The organism is Amycolatopsis sp. NPDC104775 (assembly GCF_055583325.1).
Genome location: NZ_JBVJOE010000002.1, coordinates 412,455 through 429,272 on the forward strand (window position 1 = coordinate 412,455; position 16,818 = coordinate 429,272).

Below are 16,818 nucleotides of genomic sequence, written 5' to 3' on the forward strand. Positions count from 1 at the left end.
GCAGTGCCGCCGTTGCTCCGGTGTTCTTTCTCCGGGGTGCACGGGTCGTGATCCGATCGGCCTCGGTCGGCCGTCGCGGTCGCGTTCTTCAAGCTCTGCCCGGGCGGTTGGCGTCGTTGCTCGGCGGTGCGGTGGCCGAGAACCCGCCGGTCTCGCCCCGCAGCAGTGCCGCCGTTGCTCCGGTGTTCTTTCTCCGGGGTGCACGGGTCGTGATCCGATCGGCCTCGGTCGGCCGTCGCGGTCGCGTTCTTCAAGCTCCGCCCCGGCAGTTGGCGTCGCTGCCCGGAGGTGTGGTGGCCGAGCACCCACCGGTCTCGCTCGACAGTAGTGCCGCCGTCGTTCGCGCTCCGGTGTCCTTTCCCAGCGGAACACCGGTCGAGAACCCACCCGCCTCACTCCGCCGTCGCGGTCCCGTTCTTCAAACTCCGCCCCGGCAGCAAACGGCTGATCGCGTCCTCCATATGCGCGTCCAGCAGCTGCAGCGCCGTCTCCTCGTCGCCCGAACGCAGCGCCTCGATGATCCGCGTGTGCTCCTCCAGCCGATCCTCCACGCCCTGATACGTGCTCTGCAGCAACGTCAGGCACATCCGCGTTTCGATCAGCAGCGTCCGGGCCATGCGGACCAGCCGTTTGCTGCCGGACGCGTTGATCAGGGCCTCGTGGAACCGCAGATCCGCTTCCGACAACGCGGCCGGATCGTCCGCGGCCGCCGCCATGTCGGCCACGTTCTGTTCCAGCGTCGCGGCTACCGCCTCGCGGTCGCCGTGGAAGGCGCACAGCAGGGCGGCCCTTTCCACGGCCGAGCGGGCGAGGTAGATGTCGAAGACGTCCGCCGGTTCGAGGTCGATCACGAACAGGCCGCGGTGCCGTTCGCTGCGCAGCAGTCCCTCGGACACGAGATGCTGCATCGCCTCGCGCAGCGGGCCGCGCGAGACCTGGAAGCGGGCGGCCAGGTCGGTTTCGCCGAGCTGGGTGCCCGGCGGGAGCGCGCCGGTCATGATCGCGTCGCGCAGCTGGCGCGCGATCACCGCGGCGGTCGATTCCCGGCTCACCGGTTCTATGTCCGGCAGTGCGACCACGGCTCAGCCCCTCGTCCGGAACAACGCGCCCAGCGAACGCACCAGCCTGCTCGTGCCGGTCAGCCGCAGGCCTTCCCACACGGTCACCTGGTTGGCGGTCAGCACCGGCTTGCCGAGTTTTTCCTCGATGGCGCTGATCTCGCCGAGCGTGCGCATCGCGGTGTCGGGCACCAGGACCGCGTCGGCGTCCGGGTGGTCGTGGCTCACCGCCAGGTCCAGCACGGCCTCGGGCGCGAGCTGTCCCACTTCGGCGGCGGTGTCGATGTCGGCGCTCGACATCGACAGCACCTCGACGCCTCCCGCGGCAAGGAAGTCCACGAACAGCCGCGCGACGTCGTCGGGGTAGCTCGCGGCCACCGCGACTCGTTGCACGCCAAGGGCTTTCGCCGCGTGCACGAACGCGAAGGACGTGCTGGAAGCGGGCACTCCGGCGGCCTTGGCGAGCTGGTCGGCCTGGTCGTGCGCGCCGTCCCAGCCGTACACGAAGCTGCCGGACGTGCAAGCCCACACGACAGCTTCCGGCTGGTGCTCCGCGAGCAGCCGGGCGCCTTCGGCGAGCCGGGCTTCGCTGCCGAGGTCGAGCAGTTCCGGCACGGCGTGCAGGTCGGTGCCGTAAATGTGCGCGACCGGCAGGCGGATGCCGCCTTCCGCGGCGTCCGAGCCGCCGAGAAGCTGTTCCGCGAGCGGGTAGTCGTCCTCGGCCGCGTGGTCGGGGTAGATGAAGCCGATCGTGGTCACGAAACCTCCGGGATGCGCAGATTGTCGACAATATTAGCGGGAGGGGTCAAGACACTTCCCGCAGCCATTGGCCGGGACCCACGATGGGCAGCCGCATCCGGCGCAGGCAGGCCCACATGGTCAGCTGGTTGGCGGTCAGCACGGGTTTGCCGAGCGCCTTCTCCAGCGGCTCGATCAGATCGAACGTGGGGAGGTTGGTGCAGCTGACGAAGATCGCCTCGGCCTCGCGGTGGTCCGCGGCCAGGATCCGCTCGGCAATGGTGCGGTAGCTGACTTTCCAGATGCCGCCGCCCAGTCCGAGATGGTCACTGGACACGGTGTCCACGCCGACCTCGGCGAGGAAATCGTGGAGTTTGCCGGTGAGATCGGCGTCGTAGGGCGTGAGCACCGAGACCCGGCGCAGGTCGAGCTGGTGCAGCACCTCGACCAGTGCTCCGGAGGTGGTGACCGCGTCCGGCGCGCCCGCGTCGCAGATCGCTTTGGTGAGGGAGCGTTCGTAGTCGATGCCGTTCACGAAGCTGCCCGAGGTGCACAGGTACGCGACCACCTCGGGCTCCACGTGCAGCACGTCGCGCGTGGCCGTGGCGAGGTGCCGGCTGTCGCTCACCAGCTGCGCCATTTCCATGCTCACCGGGACTGGTTCGTAGGGGGTGCGGGCGAGATGCAGGGACACCTCCATCGGCACCCACCGCCACAGTTCGCGCTCGAGCGCGAGGTCGAACGGCGCGATCACGCCGATGCCGCGCTGGGCTAGCGGGCCCTCGAACGCGAGAGAGTCCAGATCCAAGGTTCAGCCTCCGGAATAACGCCTGTGCCCGATGCCCGTCCGGTGCTCCGGGGGTAGTCCTCGGATTGTTGACAATCATACGAGCCACTTTTACCGTGTCAATCGTGAACGCCCCGGAAACACCCGTCCTGGCAGTGCTCTGCGGGGCGGCCCAACCACCGGACATGGCCGCTATCGAAGACGCGGCGGTAGTTCGTTACACCGACGAGCGCGGGCTGGCCGCTGCGCTGGCCGGAGCCGACGCGCTTTTCGTCTACGATTTCCTCTCCGATGCCGTCCCCGGCGCGTGGCATGCCGCGGACCGGCTGCAGTGGCTGCACATCGCGAGCGCCGGCGTCGACCCGGTGCTGTTCCCGGGGCTGCGCGAGAGCGACGTCGTGCTCACGAACTCGCGCGGGGTGTTCGACGACGCCATCGCCGAGTACGTGCTCGGCGTCGTCCTGGCGTTCGCCAAGGACTTCGCGCGTTCGCTCGACCTGCAGCGCGCCGGTACGTGGCAGCACCGCGAAACCGAGCGGATCGCCGGGCGGGAGGTGCTGGTGGTCGGCACCGGGCCGATCGGAAGGGCCATCGCGCGGATGCTGCGCGCGGCCGGGATGCGCGTGTCCGGTGCGGGCCGCCGGGCTCGCGTCGGGGATCCGGATTTCGGCGTCGTGCGCGAATCCGCCGAGCTGACCCGGTATCTGCCGGAATTCGACTACGTCGTCGCGGTCGCGCCGCTGACGGATCAGACCAAGGGCATGTTCGACGCCGCCGCGTTCGCCGCGATGAAACCGTCCGCCCGGTTCGTGAACGTGGGCCGAGGCGAACTGGTGGTCACGTCTGATCTGATCGCGGCGCTGCGGGCGGGGGAGATCGCCGGAGCCGCGCTCGACGTCTTCGAGACCGAGCCGCTGCCCGCCGAAAGTCCACTGTGGACCATGCCGGACGTCCTGCTGTCCCCGCACATGTCGGGCGACTTCCTCGGCTGGCGGCGGACCCTGGTAGAGGTGTTCGCGGGCAACTTCCGGCGCTGGCTCGCCGGGGAGCCGTTGTGGAACGTCGTGGACAAACGGCTCGGCTACGTGCCGTCCGAATCGCAGGGAGGCGCCGGATGGGCGACCGGGAACTGACCGCCAGCGAACTCGTCGCCGCCTACGCCACCGGCGAACTTTCTCCGGTCGAGGCGACGAAGAGCGCTCTGCAGAACATCGAAGACCGCGACGGCGAGATCAACGCTTACTGCCTCGTCGACGCGGAGCGCGCTCTGGACCAGGCGAAAGCGGCCGAGTCTCGCTGGCGGGACGGGAATCCGATCGGCGCTCTCGACGGGGTTCCGGCGTCGATCAAAGACATCTTCCTCACCCAGGGCTGGCCGACGCTGCGCGGCTCCACGAGCATCCCGGTCGACCAGCCGTGGGACGTCGACAGCCCGGTGATGGCGCGGATGCGCGAGGCGGGCATGGTGGTGCTGGGCAAGACGACCACGCCGGAGATCGCCTGGAAGGGCGTCACGGACAGCGCGCTCGCGGGCATCACCCGCAATCCGGTGAACCCGCGGCTGACGGCGGGCGGATCCAGCGGTGGCAGCGCGGCGGCGGTCGCGGCGGCGATGGGCGAGCTGTCCGTCGGCACCGACGGCGGCGGCTCGATCCGGATTCCCGCGTCGTTCTGCGGAATCGTCGGCATGAAGCCGACCCACGGCCGGGTTCCGCTGTTCCCGGCGAGCCCGTTCGGTCCGCTCGCGCACGCCGGGCCGATGGCGCGCAGCGTGGACGACACGGCACTGCTGCTCGACGTCCTCGCGCTGCCGGACCACCGCGACCCGACCGGGCTCGCGCCGCCGGTCAGCGCGTACCGCGAGGCGGTGCGGCGCGACGTGCGCGGGTTGATCGCGGCGTTCTCGCCCGCGCTCGGTTTTGCCACGGTAGACCCGGAAGTCGCGGCGATCGTTCAGTCGGCAGTGCAGTCGCTCGCCGACGCTGGGTTGCAGGTGGAGCAGGCCGACCCCGGTTTCGCCGACCCGAAGGACGCCTTCGACGTGCTGTGGTCCACGGGCGCGGCGAAGTCGCTCGAAGCGTTCCCGCCGGGCAGCGAGTCGCGGATCGACCCGGGCCTGCGCCGCGTATGGGAAAAGGGCCGCACCTACTCCGCGGGCGATTACCTCGACGCCACCGCGGAACGTGCCGCGCTCGGCATTCTGATGGGCGAGTTCCACACCCGCTACGACGTCCTGCTCACGCCGACCGTCCCGATCCCGCCGTTCGAAGCGGGCCACGACGTGCCGCCGGGCAGCGGGATGACCGAATGGCCGGAGTGGACGCCGTTCACGTACCCGTTCAACATGACGCAGCAGCCGGCGATCAGCGTCCCGGCCGGACGCACCGAAGCGGGCCTCCCGGTGGGCCTGCAGATCGTCGGCCCGCGGCATTCGGACGATCTCGTGCTGGCGGTGGCGAAACTGCTGGAAGAGGTCCGGCCCTGGGCCGCCCCGTGACGCCCGCCAGGGAAATGACAGGCTGGCGCGCATGACCGAGTTCACCGCGCCCATCGACGACCGCTGGTTCGAGGACTATCCCGAGGGATCGGTGTACGAGTTCGGCGACACGACTGTCACCGAAGCGGAGATCATCGAGTTCGCCGAGAAGTACGATCCGCAGAGCTTCCACGTCGACCCGGTGGCGGCGAAGGAGGGTCCGTTCGGCGGGCTGATCGCGAGCGGCTGGCACACGTCGAGCCTGATGATGCGGATGTTCGCCGACCACTACCTGTCGTCGGTCGCGAGCCTCGGCAGCCCCGGTGTCGACGAGCTGCGCTGGCCGCGTCCGGTGCGGCCGGGGGACCGGCTGCGGATGCGGGCGACGGTCACCGAAGCGCGGCTGTCGAAGTCGAAGCCCGACCGCGGCCTCGTGCGCACCCGGATGGAACTTTTCAACGGCGACGACGAGCTGGTGTTCAGCGCCAGCGCGGTCAACTTCCTGTCGGTACGGCCGGCCGGTTCGTGAGCTGCCGGATCTCGCGGCTGCACAACGCGAGCCCGGTGGAAACGAGGACCAGCACCCCGCACGCGACCAGCACCGGCTCGCGGCCGAAATGCTGTACGGCCGGACCCGCGGCGATCTGCCCGAGCGGCATCGCGGCGAGCGACCCCAGCATGTCGTAGGAGTACACGCGGGCGAGCCGGTCGGGCGGGATGTGTTCCTGCAGCGAGACGTCCCACGCGACGGAGAACTGCTCCATCGCCAGCCCGGCCAGCAGCATCGTGACCAGCAGCGGGACGAGCGACGGCCACCAGCCGAGCGTCAGCACCGGCAGCGCTTCCACGGTCACCAGCAGGACTCCGGCGAACAGCGCGCGCCGAGGTTGCCAATGCGCGGCGACGATCCCGCCGAGCAGCGCGCCCGCCGTCTGCATCGCCAGCGCCAGCCCCCACGCGGATCGCCCGAACGTCTCGTCCGCGACGACCGGCCCGATGACCACGAGGGTGCCGAGCCCGGCGGCATTGACGAACGCGAACTGCGCCACCACCACCCACACCCAGGTGCGGGACCGGAACTCGTGCCATCCGGCGATCAGGTCGGCGATCGGCCGCGCGCCGGAGGTCCGCTCGGCCCGCGGAAGCCGGACCCCGCGATAGGCGAGCGCGGCGGCGAAGAACAGCAGCGCGTTCACCGCCAGCGCCCAGCCGGATCCGGCCGTCGCGACCGCGACCCCGGCGACTCCGGCTCCGGCGATGCGGCCGCCGTTGACCAGCAGCCGCAACAACGCGTTCGACGAGGCCAGCAGGGTGCGCGGCACCGTCTGCGGAGTGATCGCCGCCGCGGCGGGCAGCGACATCGCCGAGACCGCGCCGTTGACGACGCTCAGCGAGAGGAGGAACGGAAGCGTGGAGAATCCACAAAGGACACTCACGGCGATGAGCGCCTGGCTGAGCCCGGCCGCGACCTCGGTGCCCTGCAGGATCACCGCGCGCGGCAGCCGGTCCGCGAGCACGCCGCCGAAAAGCAGCAACAGCACGTTCGCCAGCGACCGGGCCCCGACGACCAGCCCGAGATCGACCGCCGACCCGGTGCGGTCGAGCACCGCGAACGCGAGCGCGACCGGAGCGACCGCATTGCCGAAGGTGCCGAGCGTCCGCCCGGCGGCGAGGGCGCGGAAACTGCGGTGCCGCAACGGCTCCAGGAGGCTCACCGGCCGAGCTTCCCGTAGCTGTCAACCGAATAATCAGCAGGTGAGAGCTCTGGCCGTGAACCGGCGGCGATGCTGTGCTCGGCCCATGCGGACGACCACCCTTGGCCGCAGCGGCCTCGAAGTGTCCCGGATCGCCTTCGGCACCGGCGGGTTCGGCGGTCAGTGGGGAAGCTTCGACGAGGACACCGCGATCGCGGCGATCCGGCGCGCGTACGAGCTGGGCATCACGCTCTTCGACACCGCACGTGCTTACGGCGCCGCCGAGTCGCTGCTGGGCAAAGCCTTGCGCAGCGAACTCGACCACCGCCGCGACAGCGTCGTGATCGCGACGAAAGGCGGGACGCACCCCGGCTCCGACCGCATCCGCGATTCACGCCGAGCGTGGCTCGTCCAGGGAGTGGACGACAGCCTGCGCGCGCTCGGCGTCGATCACCTCGACCTCTACCAAATCCATTGGCCCGATCCGCGGACGCCAGCGGACGAGGTCGCCGGAACGCTGCGGGAACTCGTGGCCACGGGCAAGATCCGCCACGTCGGGGTGTCGAATTACGACACCGCGCAGCTCAGCGCATTGAACGAGACGGTGGAAACCGTCCAGGTGCCCTACCATCTCTTCCGCCGTGACGCGGAAACCGACCCGCTCCCGTATGCCCGCGCGCGGAACATCGGCGTGCTCGCCTACAGCGCGCTCGGCAGCGGTTTGCTCACCGGCTCGCTCACCGCTGGGACAGTCTTCGACCCCTCGGACTGGCGGTCGCGCTCGTCCGCCTTCCGCGGAGAGTCGTTGCGACACAATCTGAAGATCGTCGACCAGCTCGCCGCGTTCGCTGCGGAGCGAGGAGCGGCGGTGAGTCAGCTGGCCATCGCGTGGACGCTGGCGAAGGTCGACGTCGCCATCATCGGTGCCCGCCGCCCGGCCAGCATCGAGAAGAGCGCGACCGGCTTCCAGCTCACCCCGGCGGACCTCGCCGAGATCGACCGGATCGTCGCGGAGGCCGTGCCGGTCGGCGGGGCCAGCCCGGAAGGCATTGACTGACCGGCTACCCCCGGGTGGCGAATTCCAGCTCGGCCAGCGCCGTGTCCAGATGCGTCAGGATCCGCTGCAGATGCGGGACACTGCGCCGGCACCCGGTGACGCCGAAGTCGAGGTTGTCCCCGTTGCTGGTCAGAGTGATGTTCAGGGCTTGTCCGTCGAGCAGCACTGACGCCGGGTAGATGCCGTCGAGCGCCGCGCCGTTCCAGTACATCTGCTTGCGCGGGCCGGGGACGTTCGAGATCACCAGGTTGAACGGCGGCCGCGTGTTGCCGACGACACCAGGGATCGGCGACGCGCCAAGCTGGGCCACGTTGATCCCGGACAGCAGCAGCGTCTGCAGTGGCGACAGCTGCGAGAACAGCTTCTTTCCGTTCGACATCGACTCCGAGATCGCGGCCAGCCGCTGTGCCGGGTCGGTCAGGTCGGTGGCCAGGTTGCACAGCAGCGCGCCGATATTGTTGCCGGTCGCGTCGCCGGAGTCGCGCCGGCGCAGCGACACCGGCACCATCGCGACCAGCGGCGCGTCCGGCAGCGCGCTTTGTTCGATCAGGTAATCGCGCAGCGCGCCGGAGCACATCGCGAGCACGACGTCGTTGCGGGACACCCCCGCCGCGGTCGCGACCTCGCGCACCCGGTCGAGCGGCCAGGACTGCGCGGCGAACCGGCGCGCGCCGCCGATCGGCACGTTCAGCATCGTCTTCGGCGCTTGCATCGGCAGCGTGAGCCGGTGTTCGCGGAACGCCTCGCGCGCCACCTTCGCCGCGGCCGGCGCGATTCCCGCGACCTGCTCGAACGCCTTGCCCACCAGGGCGAACGGCGACGCGGGCGCGCGGCCGTTGTGGTTCGAGGCGGGCTTTTCCCGCGAACCCCACGGCGGCGGGCAGTCCAGATCGGCCGGATCGTCCGACAGCGTGCCCTGCAGATGCCGCAGCGCCGAAACACCGTCCATCAGCGCGTGATGGATCTTCGAGTACACGGCGAACCGGCCGTCGCGCAGTCCCTCGATGAGATGCGTTTCCCACAGCGGCCGGTGCCGGTCGAGCAGCGTGCTGTGCCAGCGCGAGGTGAGTTCGAGCAGTTCGCGGACGCGGCCCGGCTGCGGCAGCGCGGAATGCCGGAAGTGGTAGTCGAGTTCCAGGTCGGCGTCGCGCGACCAGCGCACGTGCCCGACGGTGTTCACCGGACGGCTCGGCCGCATCCGGAACACACTGCGCATGTTGTCCGATTCCAGCAGGGAGCGGCGCAGATCGCGCAGATAGTCCTCGCCGGCGCCCTCGGGTTTGCGAAACAGCTGGAGCCCGCCGACGTGCATCGGATGCTCGCGGGTCTCGACCATCAGGAACATCGAGTCGGTCACCGGCATCAACGGCATTGCGCCACCCCTTTCCGCCGCGCCGGGGGCCTCGGCGTCCCCGGCCCCCGGAGTGTACGCACGAAAAAGCCGGTGTTTCAGATCACGCGGCCAGGTGGGGGACAACTGGGCCGCGCGATCATGACAAACCCTGTCCGGTGACGTGTCTGCGGCTGCTCACGCGAGGCGGATACCATCGCTGGCGTGGCAGGACGGACTGGAGCTCAGCAGCTGGGGGACGCGCTCACGGCTCTCGGGACCGAGGTGGTGTTCGGCCTGCCGGGAGTCCACAACCTGCCGCTGTGGGAGGCGTTGGCGGACACCGGGATCCGGCTCGTCAACGTCCGGCACGAACAGACCGCGGGGTACGCCGCCGACGGTTATGCGCGCAGGACGGGAAAACTCGGCGTCGCGCTCGTGACGACGGGGCCTGGCGCGGCGAACACGCTCGGCGCGGTCGGCGAAGCGATGGCGTCCGCGGCTCCGGTGCTCGTGATCGCCACGGACATTCCGTCGACGTTGCGCCGTCCGGGTGTCGTGCGCGGCGTATTGCACGAAACTTCCGACCAGCAGGCGATGTTCGCTCCGGTGACCAAGGCCGGCTTCACGGTGCATCGCGCGGACCAGATCGCCGCGACGCTGCACCGGGCCGCCCGGCTCGCGCTGATGCCGCAAAGCGGCCCGGTGTATCTGGGCATTCCGACCGATTTTCTCCGCGAGCCCACCCCGCCGCGCGAACCTCCCGCGCCGCCCGCCGAGCGCGTGCTCGACCTGCCGGATCTGCCGCGCGCGGCGGAACTGCTGGCGTCCGCGCGCCGTCCGCTGATCTGGGCGGGCGGCGGCGCGTTGCGCTCGGAGGCCGGGGAAGCGATCGGGCATCTCGCCCAGCGGCTGGCCGCGCCGGTGCTCACCACGTTCGGCGCGCGCGGCCTGCTTCCGCTCGATCATCCTTGCCTGGCCCCGAATCCGGTGCACGCGCCGGAGGTCGGGCAGCTGTGGGACGAGGCCGACGTGGTGCTCGCGATCGGCACCGACTTCGACGGCCTGATGACGCAGAACTGGCAGATGCCCGCCCCGCCGAAGCTGATCGCGATCAACGTCGACGCGGGCGACGCGGCGAAGAACTACCGGCCGGACGTCACCCTGGTCGGCGACGCCCGCCGCGTCGTCGAATCCCTGCACCCGGAACCTCGCGCCGGCCTGGACGAGCTGTCCGCGCGGCTGGCCGGCATCGGCCGCCGGGTGCGCAGGCGCATCCGCGACGAGGAACCGCAGGCCGCCGACTTTCTGTCCACTTTGGAGGAAGTGCTCCCGGCGGACGGGACGATCGTCACGGACATGTGCGTCGCCGGGTACTGGATCGGCGGCTTCCACCGGGTGCGCGCGCCGCGGCGGCTGGCGTATCCGATGGGCTGGGGCACGCTCGGTTACGGCTTCCCGGCGTCGCTCGGCGCGGGCGCGGCCGCCGAGGCGGCTGGCGGCGGCCGTGTTCTGTGCGTCACCGGCGACGGCGGTTTCCTTTACGCGGTAGGGGATTTGGCGACGCTGGCGGAGGAACAGCTGCCGGTGACGGTCGTGATCGTGGACGACGGCGGCTACGGCATGCTGCGCTTCGACCAGGACCAGGAAGGCCTGCCGCGCCGCGGAGTCGACTGGGACAGCCCGGATTTCGTCGGACTGGCCCGTTCGTTCGGCGTGCACGCGGACCGGGTGTCCGGCTTCGGCCGCGCGTTTCGCCGGCTGCTGAGCGAATTCGTGGAATCGGACGAGCCGAACGTGCTGGTGGTGCGGGCGAAGCTCAAGCCGCCGCTGAACACTTCGCCGCGGTGGTACCGGAAACCGCGCGGCTGACCTGAAGTCCACCCTCCGTGAGGGGAACCCTGAGGGAATCTGATTCCTTCGGGGTTCCCCGCACGGTCTTCTGCGGGTCTCCAAGCTGGTACCGCCATGGGGTTGCTCTTGTCAGGTTCCTGACATACAGTGGGTCGTGTCAGGAACCTGACACGACCAGAAGGAGCAGTGCCTTGCCCGCCATCGGCCCCGATTTCCTCTCGCTCCAGGTGCGTGACCTGGACGCATCGCAGGCGTTCTACGAGCAGTACCTCGGCCTCGTCCGCTCGCCCGCCGGACCGCCGCACGCCGTGGTCTTCGAAACGAAGCCCATCGCGTTCGCCCTTCGCGACGTCGTTCCCGGCACCGATCTCGCCTCCGCCGCGCGGCCTGGCATCGGGGCCGCGGTCTGGCTGCTCGCCACCGACGTGCAGGCCATTCACGACGCGCTCGTCGCTGGCGGGCACTCCATCGTCTCCGAGCCGGTCGACGGTCCCTTCGGCCGCACGTTCACCTTCGCCGACCCCGACGGCTACCACGTCACCCTGCACGACCGTGGCTGAGCCGAGCACCCTGGTTTTCGGGGCTACCGGAGCGCTCGGCCAGCACGTCCTGGACGCGCTGGCCGCCAGGGAAATCAATCCCGCGACAATGACCGCGGCCGGTCGGAATCAGTCGCGCCTGGCGGAAATTGCTTCTGCCGGATTCGGCGCCGCGGCGGTCGACCTGTCGGATTCCGCCGCCGTCGCGGAATTGGTCGCCCGGCACTCGGACATCGTGCTGATCTCGGGACGCGACGAGAATCGCCTTGCCCAGCACGAGTCGGTCATCGAGGCCGCGAAGTCCGCGAATGTCCGGCACGTTTACTACACCAGCGGAGTCCGGGCCGACGATGCCCGGTTCGAGCTCAACGCGGACCATCGGGCGACTGAGCAGGCCCTGATCGATTCCGGTGTGCCGTACACGATTCTGCGGAACACCTGGTACATCGAGAACTATGTCCAGTCGCTGGCCGGCCCCCGTTTCACCGGCGTTTTCGCCGCGGCGGCCGGTGCGGCAGTGGTCGCGGCAGCCCGCCGGAAGGACCTGGCTGAGGCGCTGGCCGTCGTGGTCGCCACCGAGGGGCACGACAATGTCACCTACAGCCTTTCCGGCGACACGGACTTCACCTACGCCGATATCGCCGAAGCGATGTCTGTTGTGCTGGAGCGGGAAGTCGCGTATCGGCCGGTCGCCCCCGAAGAATTGCGCGAAATGCTGGTGAAGACGGGAATGGACGGCGGACTGGCCAGCTTCTTGGTCAGCCTCGACGAAACCATTGCCGCCGGGGTTTTCGCCCGGGTCGGCGACGATCTATCCCGGCTCATCGGCAGGCCGACGACCGGCCTTGTCGAAGGGCTGACGGCGAAGTGACCGCCTCTCCCGGCCAGCAGTTCTGGATCAACACCGTCAGCCTGGACCATGTGGAAGCCGCCATCGAGGGCGGCTTCACCCAGGCGGACCACGGCGCGGGCAAGCGTCTTCGCCAGCCGCGTCCTGGCGATGAGATGATTTTCTATTCGCCGCGCACGAGCTTGCAGGGCGGCGCTCCCGTGCGGCAGTTCACCGCGTGGGCCACCATCACCGGCGAAAAGCCTTACCAGGCCTACGTGAGTGACGAGTTCCGGCCTTGGCGGCTCGCGGCTTCCTTTCACGCTTGCCAGCGCGTGGACGCGAAGCCGTTGGTCGAGCAGTTGTCGTTCGTCACCGATTCCACGCATTGGGGTTTGCCGTTCCGCCGTGGCCTGTTCACCATTCCGCCGGAGGATTTCGCGACGATCCGCGCGCGTATGACTGGGTGAAGTCTCAGCCCTGGTGCGCGTCCGCTTCCCAGCGGAGGAACGCGTCCAGCGTCGCCGACCGGTGCGCCCGCGCGCAGTGTTCGATCCATTCGGGGCCGGAACCGGCCCGGATCAGGTCCAGCAGCTGGTCGTGTTCGGCGACGGACGCGAGCGCTCGGGCGGGCACGAACGAGAACGTCGAATCGCGGATCGTGGCCAGCCGCGCCCAGCCCTTGGTGACCAGGTCGACCAGGCTCGGGTTGGGGCAGCGGGTGTAGAGCACCTCGTGGAACTCGTGGTTGAGCCGGGTGAACTCGACGGGTTCGAGCTGGTCGAGACCGGCGCGCATGCGGTCGTTGAGCTCGGTGGCTTCGGCGAGGTCGTCGGCCGTCAGATGCGGGGCGGCCAGCGCGGTGGCCGCGCTTTCCACGATCGCGAGCATCTGCATCGTGTGCTCGTAGCCGACCGGGTCGATCGCCGCGACGGTCGCGCCGACGTTGCGTTCGAAGTGCACCAGCCCCTCGGCCTGCAGCAGCCGCACCGCTTCCCGCACCGGGACCGTGCTCACGTCGAATTCCTTGGCCAGCGAGCCGAGCACCAGCCGGTGCCCGGCCGGGTACGCGCCGGCGGTGATCCGCGATTTCAGCACCTGATACGTGTGCTGGCTCTTGCTGAGCCCGCCGGCTTGCTCATGCGTTGTGGACATCCCTGTCGCCTCCCCTTCGCAACCCGCCAGGGCGGGGTGTCCAGGCCACGGTAACCGGTCCGTTTGGTGCGCTAAATAATATACTATCTGCCGATCGCGGCCGCTGCGTGGAAACCACGCGCACGCTCGCGATTCCGACCAATGTAGACAAAAAGCCTGCTCAGTTACCGCATTGAGTCTTGTCGGGATGGCGACTGATTATATACGATCTGCCACGGCCTGGGAGCACCGTCAGCAGCAGGGAGGCGCGATGCCGCGCACGACCGGGATCAGCCGAGAGCACCGCCGCGTCGTGCTGGCGGCGATGGCCGGCACGACCATCGAATGGTTCGACTTCTTCATCTACGCGATCTGCGCCGGGCTGGTCTTCGCCACGCAGTATTTCGCGGTGCTCGGCAAGGACGCGCTGATCCTGTCCTTCGCGACGGTCGGCATCAGCTTCTTCTTCCGCCCGATCGGCGCGGTGATCGCCGGGCATCTCGGCGACCGGCTCGGCAGGCGCGCGATGCTGATCCTCACCCTGCTGCTGATGGGGATCTCGACGGTGCTGATCGGCCTGGTGCCGAACACCGCGTCGATTGGCGTGTGGGCTCCGATCATCCTGGTGTTGCTGCGGATCGTGCAGGGGCTTTCCGCGGGCGGCGAATGGGGCGGTGCGGCATTGCTCGCGGTCGAGCACGCGCCCGCGCAGCGGCGCGGGCTGTACGGCGCGTTCCCGCAGATCGGCGTGCCGATCGGGCTGCTGCTGGCCAACGGCGTTCTCGCGCTGGTCACCGCGCTGACGACGCCGGAGCAGTTCCTGGCGTGGGGCTGGCGGATCCCGTTCCTGCTGAGCGTCGTGCTGATCGTGGCTGGCCTGATGATCCGGTCGAGGGTCGCGGAAAGCCCGGTGTTCGAGGAGGTCCGCGAGAAGAAGGCGCGGTCGAGCCTGCCGCTGGTGCAGCTGTTCCGGCACCACTGGAAGCTGGTCGTCGCGGGCGCGCTGCTGTTCGCGGCCAACAACGCCGTCGGGTACATGACCACCGGCGGATATGTGCAGTCGTATGCGACCAAATCACTGCACCTGGACCGTTCGACGGTGCTGATCGCGGTGATGATCTCCGCCGTCGCCTGGCTGCTGAGCACGCTCGCCGGCGGCTGGCTCGCCGACCGGATCGGACGCCTGCGCACCTACCAGATCGGGTTCGTGGTGCAGCTGGTCTGGATGTTCCCGTTCTTCGCGCTGGTCAACACGGGAAGCGTCGGGCTGCTCGTTCTCGCGCTGGTGCTGTTCTCGGTCGGGCTCGGGCTCACCTACGGTCCGCAGTCGGCGCTGTACGCGGAGATGTACCCGACCACGGTCCGCTACAGCGGCGCGGCGATCTCCTACGCGATCGGCGCGGTGCTCGGCGGGGCGTTCGCGCCGACCATCGCCGAGGCACTGCAGACCAGCACCGGAACGGTCTACGCGGTCGGCGGCTACCTCGCCGTGATGACCGTGGTCGGCCTGGTCACGAGCTTCCTCGTGAAGGACCGGAAGGGCGCGCCGCTCGGTTCCGCGCCCGCGAACGCACCGGTGACCACCGTCGAAAACGTCTGAGCAGGGAGCGTGCGATGCGGACTCGCACCAGGAACGACTATTGCGCGTGGCTCGACGCGGCCGCCCGGGACGCGCACGACGCGATCAACCGGATCCACGTCGAGGCCTACGCCGATCTGGTCCGCGCCGCCGAGCTGTACAAGGGCGAGCTCGCGTGCCGCCGCCCGTCGCGGCGGCCCGCGCCCAGTCTGCCCGGCCGGGGACAGCGCCATCGGAGCCATCGGGACCCCGGACTGCGGAGTTCCGCGATGGCGCGCGTCGAGGGGTCGCGGTTAGCCGATCCCCGGCCGGGCGGGTAGAAAGGGCGGCGGCGGCCGGTCGCCGCTCCCCGCGGCGCCGGCCGGTTGAGCCGACCCCGAGGAGGAGCAATGCCGGACCAGCAGCCGAACCCGCTGTGGCACCCGTTCGCGGACATGGGCGCGGTCGACGGGAACCGGTTCGTGGTGACCCGCGGCGAGGGGTCTTATGTCTGGGACGACGCGGGCCGCCGCTACTTCGACGCCTCCGCGTCGCTGTGGTACTCGAACCTCGGCCACGGCCGTCCCGAGATCACCCGCGCGGTCACCGAGCAGCTGGAGAAGCTCGACGCGTACAACTTGTTCGGCGGGGTCGCGAACGAACCGGCTTTGAAGCTGGCGTCGCGGCTGTCCGAGCTGGCTCCGGTGCCCGGGTCGAAGGTGTTCCTCGGTTCGGGCGGCGGCGACATGGTGGACACCGCGGTGAAGATCGCCCGGTCCTACTTCGTCCACACTGGACGCCCGGACAAGACCCACGTCATCAGCCGGACCCAGGGTTACCACGGCACCCACGGATTCGGCACCGCCGCGGCCGGGATCCCGGCGAACGCGGAGGGCTGGGGGCCGCCAGCCGCCGATTTCTCGCAGGTGCCCTACGACAACGCGGCGGCGCTGGAAGAGGAAATCCTCCGCGTCGGCCCGGAGCGGGTGGCCGCGTTCTTCTGCGAACCAGTGATCGGCGCGGGCGGCGTGCTGCTGCCGCCGGACGGCTATATCGAGGAAGTGGCGGCGATCTGCCGCAAGCACGAGGTGCTGTTCGTCGCGGACTGCGTGATCTGCGCGTGGGGGCGGCTCGGCACCTGGTACGGCATCGACCGCTGGCCGGTGCAGCCGGACCTGGTGACCACCGCGAAGGGCGTGACGAGCGGAACGATCCCGCTTGGCGTGCTGCTGGTGGCGCCACACGTGGCGGAGCCGTTCTTCACCGGCCGCCCGGGCGCCCCGATCCTGCGCCACGGCGCGACGTACGCCGGTCACCCAGTGGCCTGTGCCGCGGCGAACGCGACGTTGGACATCTACGAGCGCGACGACATCATCCCGCGCGGTAAAGCGCTGGAGAAACCGCTCGCGGACGCGCTTTCCGGCGCGGTCGGACATCCCGCGGTGGCGGAAGTCCGGGCCGGGCTGGGATTCCTGGCCGCGGTGGAACTGGCGCCGGACCTGCTGGCCGCGGACCCGGGCGCCCCCGGACGGCTGCACAAGTTCCTGCTTGAGGAGGGCGTGATCGTGCGCTCGCTCGGCAAGGGAATGGCCGTGTCGCCGCCGCTGGTCGCCGAGGAAGCCGAACTGGACCTGCTGGCCGCGGCCGTTCCGCAGGCGTTGGACCGGTTGCTGAAGAACTGACGTTCTTACGACACCGGGGGGGGGGGGGGGGGGGTGGGGGGGGGGTTTTTTTTTCTAAAAGGGGGTACCCGGAGAGAATTCC

Annotated in this window: 17 protein-coding genes; 11 read left to right on the top strand and 6 right to left on the bottom strand. The window is 69.7% G+C overall.

Annotated features, from left to right (window positions below; translation table 11 throughout):
- Nucleotides 1-392 precede the first annotated feature (392 nt).
- From ACZ63D_RS10700 to ACZ63D_RS10710, 3 genes are read right to left on the bottom strand one after another with little or no spacing between them, the layout of a single operon-like run.
- Entirely contained in the window at nucleotides 393-1,079 is a 687-nt protein-coding gene (locus ACZ63D_RS10700; RefSeq protein WP_465354053.1) for a GntR family transcriptional regulator, read from the bottom strand.
- 3 nt (nucleotides 1,080-1,082) lie between these two features.
- Nucleotides 1,083-1,817, bottom strand: coding sequence for a maleate cis-trans isomerase family protein (locus ACZ63D_RS10705; RefSeq protein ID WP_465354054.1), 735 nt, complete (start codon nucleotides 1,815-1,817; stop codon nucleotides 1,083-1,085).
- 46 nt (nucleotides 1,818-1,863) lie between these two features.
- Complete coding sequence (locus tag ACZ63D_RS10710; RefSeq protein WP_465354055.1) at nucleotides 1,864-2,604, bottom strand: maleate cis-trans isomerase family protein; 741 nt, start codon at nucleotides 2,602-2,604, stop codon at nucleotides 1,864-1,866.
- Nucleotides 2,605-2,768: 164 nt separating this feature from the next.
- On the opposite strand from ACZ63D_RS10710, the gene ACZ63D_RS10715 reads away from it, so the two are divergent.
- The 3 genes from ACZ63D_RS10715 to ACZ63D_RS10725 are packed head-to-tail and all read left to right on the top strand — an operon-like array spanning nucleotide 2,769 to nucleotide 5,588.
- On the top strand, nucleotides 2,769-3,716 hold the full coding sequence (locus ACZ63D_RS10715; protein WP_465354056.1) for a D-2-hydroxyacid dehydrogenase: 948 nt from the start codon (nucleotides 2,769-2,771) through the stop codon (nucleotides 3,714-3,716).
- Entirely contained in the window at nucleotides 3,698-5,080 is a 1,383-nt protein-coding gene (locus tag ACZ63D_RS10720) for an amidase (RefSeq protein WP_465354057.1), read from the top strand. Before ACZ63D_RS10715 ends, ACZ63D_RS10720 begins: the two co-directional genes overlap by 19 nt.
- Nucleotides 5,081-5,111: 31 nt before the next feature.
- Complete coding sequence (locus ACZ63D_RS10725) at nucleotides 5,112-5,588, top strand: MaoC family dehydratase (protein ID WP_465354058.1); 477 nt, start codon at nucleotides 5,112-5,114, stop codon at nucleotides 5,586-5,588.
- Here ACZ63D_RS10725 and ACZ63D_RS10730 read toward each other — a convergent pair.
- Nucleotides 5,554-6,774, bottom strand: coding sequence for an MFS transporter (locus ACZ63D_RS10730; RefSeq protein WP_465354059.1), 1,221 nt, complete (start codon nucleotides 6,772-6,774; stop codon nucleotides 5,554-5,556). The genes ACZ63D_RS10725 and ACZ63D_RS10730 overlap by 35 nt on opposite strands.
- An 85-nt stretch (nucleotides 6,775-6,859) precedes the next feature.
- Between ACZ63D_RS10730 and ACZ63D_RS10735 the strand changes: the two genes are divergently transcribed.
- A complete protein-coding gene (locus ACZ63D_RS10735; protein WP_465354060.1) occupies nucleotides 6,860-7,810 on the top strand; it encodes an aldo/keto reductase in 951 nt (316 codons plus the stop codon).
- Between the two features lie 4 nt (nucleotides 7,811-7,814).
- On the opposite strand, the gene ACZ63D_RS10740 is transcribed toward ACZ63D_RS10735, so the two are convergent.
- Complete coding sequence (locus ACZ63D_RS10740; protein WP_465354061.1) at nucleotides 7,815-9,182, bottom strand: WS/DGAT/MGAT family O-acyltransferase; 1,368 nt, start codon at nucleotides 9,180-9,182, stop codon at nucleotides 7,815-7,817.
- Between the two features lie 183 nt (nucleotides 9,183-9,365).
- Here ACZ63D_RS10740 and ACZ63D_RS10745 point away from each other — a divergent pair, with 183 nt between their 5' ends.
- The 4 genes from ACZ63D_RS10745 to ACZ63D_RS10760 all read left to right on the top strand — a co-directional run bounded on the left by ACZ63D_RS10745 (nucleotide 9,366) and on the right by ACZ63D_RS10760 (nucleotide 12,832).
- Nucleotides 9,366-11,012 (top strand): thiamine pyrophosphate-binding protein, encoded by a 1,647-nt coding sequence (locus ACZ63D_RS10745; protein ID WP_465354062.1) that lies wholly within the window; start codon nucleotides 9,366-9,368, stop codon nucleotides 11,010-11,012.
- A 173-nt stretch (nucleotides 11,013-11,185) separates the two neighbouring features.
- Nucleotides 11,186-11,554, top strand: a complete 369-nt coding sequence (locus tag ACZ63D_RS10750; RefSeq protein ID WP_465354063.1) for a VOC family protein — start codon at nucleotides 11,186-11,188, stop codon at nucleotides 11,552-11,554.
- Nucleotides 11,547-12,404 (top strand): NAD(P)H-binding protein, encoded by an 858-nt coding sequence (locus tag ACZ63D_RS10755; RefSeq protein ID WP_465354064.1) that lies wholly within the window; start codon nucleotides 11,547-11,549, stop codon nucleotides 12,402-12,404. The genes ACZ63D_RS10750 and ACZ63D_RS10755 overlap by 8 nt, the downstream gene beginning before the upstream one ends.
- Nucleotides 12,401-12,832, top strand: coding sequence for an EVE domain-containing protein (locus ACZ63D_RS10760; protein ID WP_465354065.1), 432 nt, complete (start codon nucleotides 12,401-12,403; stop codon nucleotides 12,830-12,832). Before ACZ63D_RS10755 ends, ACZ63D_RS10760 begins: the two co-directional genes overlap by 4 nt.
- Nucleotides 12,833-12,836: 4 nt before the next feature.
- Here the strand turns inward: ACZ63D_RS10760 and ACZ63D_RS10765 are convergent, their stop codons facing one another.
- The gene (locus tag ACZ63D_RS10765; protein WP_465354066.1) at nucleotides 12,837-13,517 is read right to left on the bottom strand and encodes a GntR family transcriptional regulator; all 681 of its coding nucleotides are present in this window, start codon (nucleotides 13,515-13,517) and stop codon (nucleotides 12,837-12,839) included.
- 250 nt (nucleotides 13,518-13,767) lie between these two features.
- Here ACZ63D_RS10765 and ACZ63D_RS10770 point away from each other — a divergent pair, with 250 nt between their 5' ends.
- The 3 genes from ACZ63D_RS10770 to ACZ63D_RS10780 all read left to right on the top strand — a co-directional run bounded on the left by ACZ63D_RS10770 (nucleotide 13,768) and on the right by ACZ63D_RS10780 (nucleotide 16,736).
- Nucleotides 13,768-15,096: an MFS transporter gene (locus ACZ63D_RS10770; RefSeq protein WP_465354067.1), complete on the top strand. Its 1,329-nt coding sequence runs from the start codon at nucleotides 13,768-13,770 to the stop codon at nucleotides 15,094-15,096.
- Between the two features lie 14 nt (nucleotides 15,097-15,110).
- A complete protein-coding gene (locus ACZ63D_RS10775; RefSeq protein WP_465354068.1) occupies nucleotides 15,111-15,395 on the top strand; it encodes a hypothetical protein in 285 nt (94 codons plus the stop codon).
- 69 nt (nucleotides 15,396-15,464) lie between these two features.
- A complete protein-coding gene (locus tag ACZ63D_RS10780; RefSeq protein WP_465354069.1) occupies nucleotides 15,465-16,736 on the top strand; it encodes an aminotransferase family protein in 1,272 nt (423 codons plus the stop codon).
- The last annotated feature ends 82 nt before the right edge of the window (nucleotides 16,737-16,818 follow it).

What these genes read in the sequence shown, in the direction of transcription:
- ACZ63D_RS10765 (WP_465354066.1), bottom strand. Translation starts at nt 13,517, where the DNA reads ATGTCCACAACGCATGAGCAAGCCGGCGGGCTCAGCAAGAGCCAGCAC.
- ACZ63D_RS10770 (WP_465354067.1), top strand. Translation starts at nt 13,768, where the DNA reads ATGCCGCGCACGACCGGGATCAGCCGAGAGCACCGCCGCGTCGTGCTG.
- ACZ63D_RS10715 (WP_465354056.1), top strand. Translation starts at nt 2,769, where the DNA reads ATGGCCGCTATCGAAGACGCGGCGGTAGTTCGTTACACCGACGAGCGC.
- ACZ63D_RS10725 (WP_465354058.1), top strand. Translation starts at nt 5,112, where the DNA reads ATGACCGAGTTCACCGCGCCCATCGACGACCGCTGGTTCGAGGACTAT.
- ACZ63D_RS10780 (WP_465354069.1), top strand. Translation starts at nt 15,465, where the DNA reads ATGCCGGACCAGCAGCCGAACCCGCTGTGGCACCCGTTCGCGGACATG.
- ACZ63D_RS10735 (WP_465354060.1), top strand. Translation starts at nt 6,860, where the DNA reads ATGCGGACGACCACCCTTGGCCGCAGCGGCCTCGAAGTGTCCCGGATC.
- ACZ63D_RS10775 (WP_465354068.1), top strand. Translation starts at nt 15,111, where the DNA reads ATGCGGACTCGCACCAGGAACGACTATTGCGCGTGGCTCGACGCGGCC.
- ACZ63D_RS10740 (WP_465354061.1), bottom strand. Translation starts at nt 9,182, where the DNA reads ATGCCGTTGATGCCGGTGACCGACTCGATGTTCCTGATGGTCGAGACC.
- ACZ63D_RS10720 (WP_465354057.1), top strand. Translation starts at nt 3,698, where the DNA reads ATGGGCGACCGGGAACTGACCGCCAGCGAACTCGTCGCCGCCTACGCC.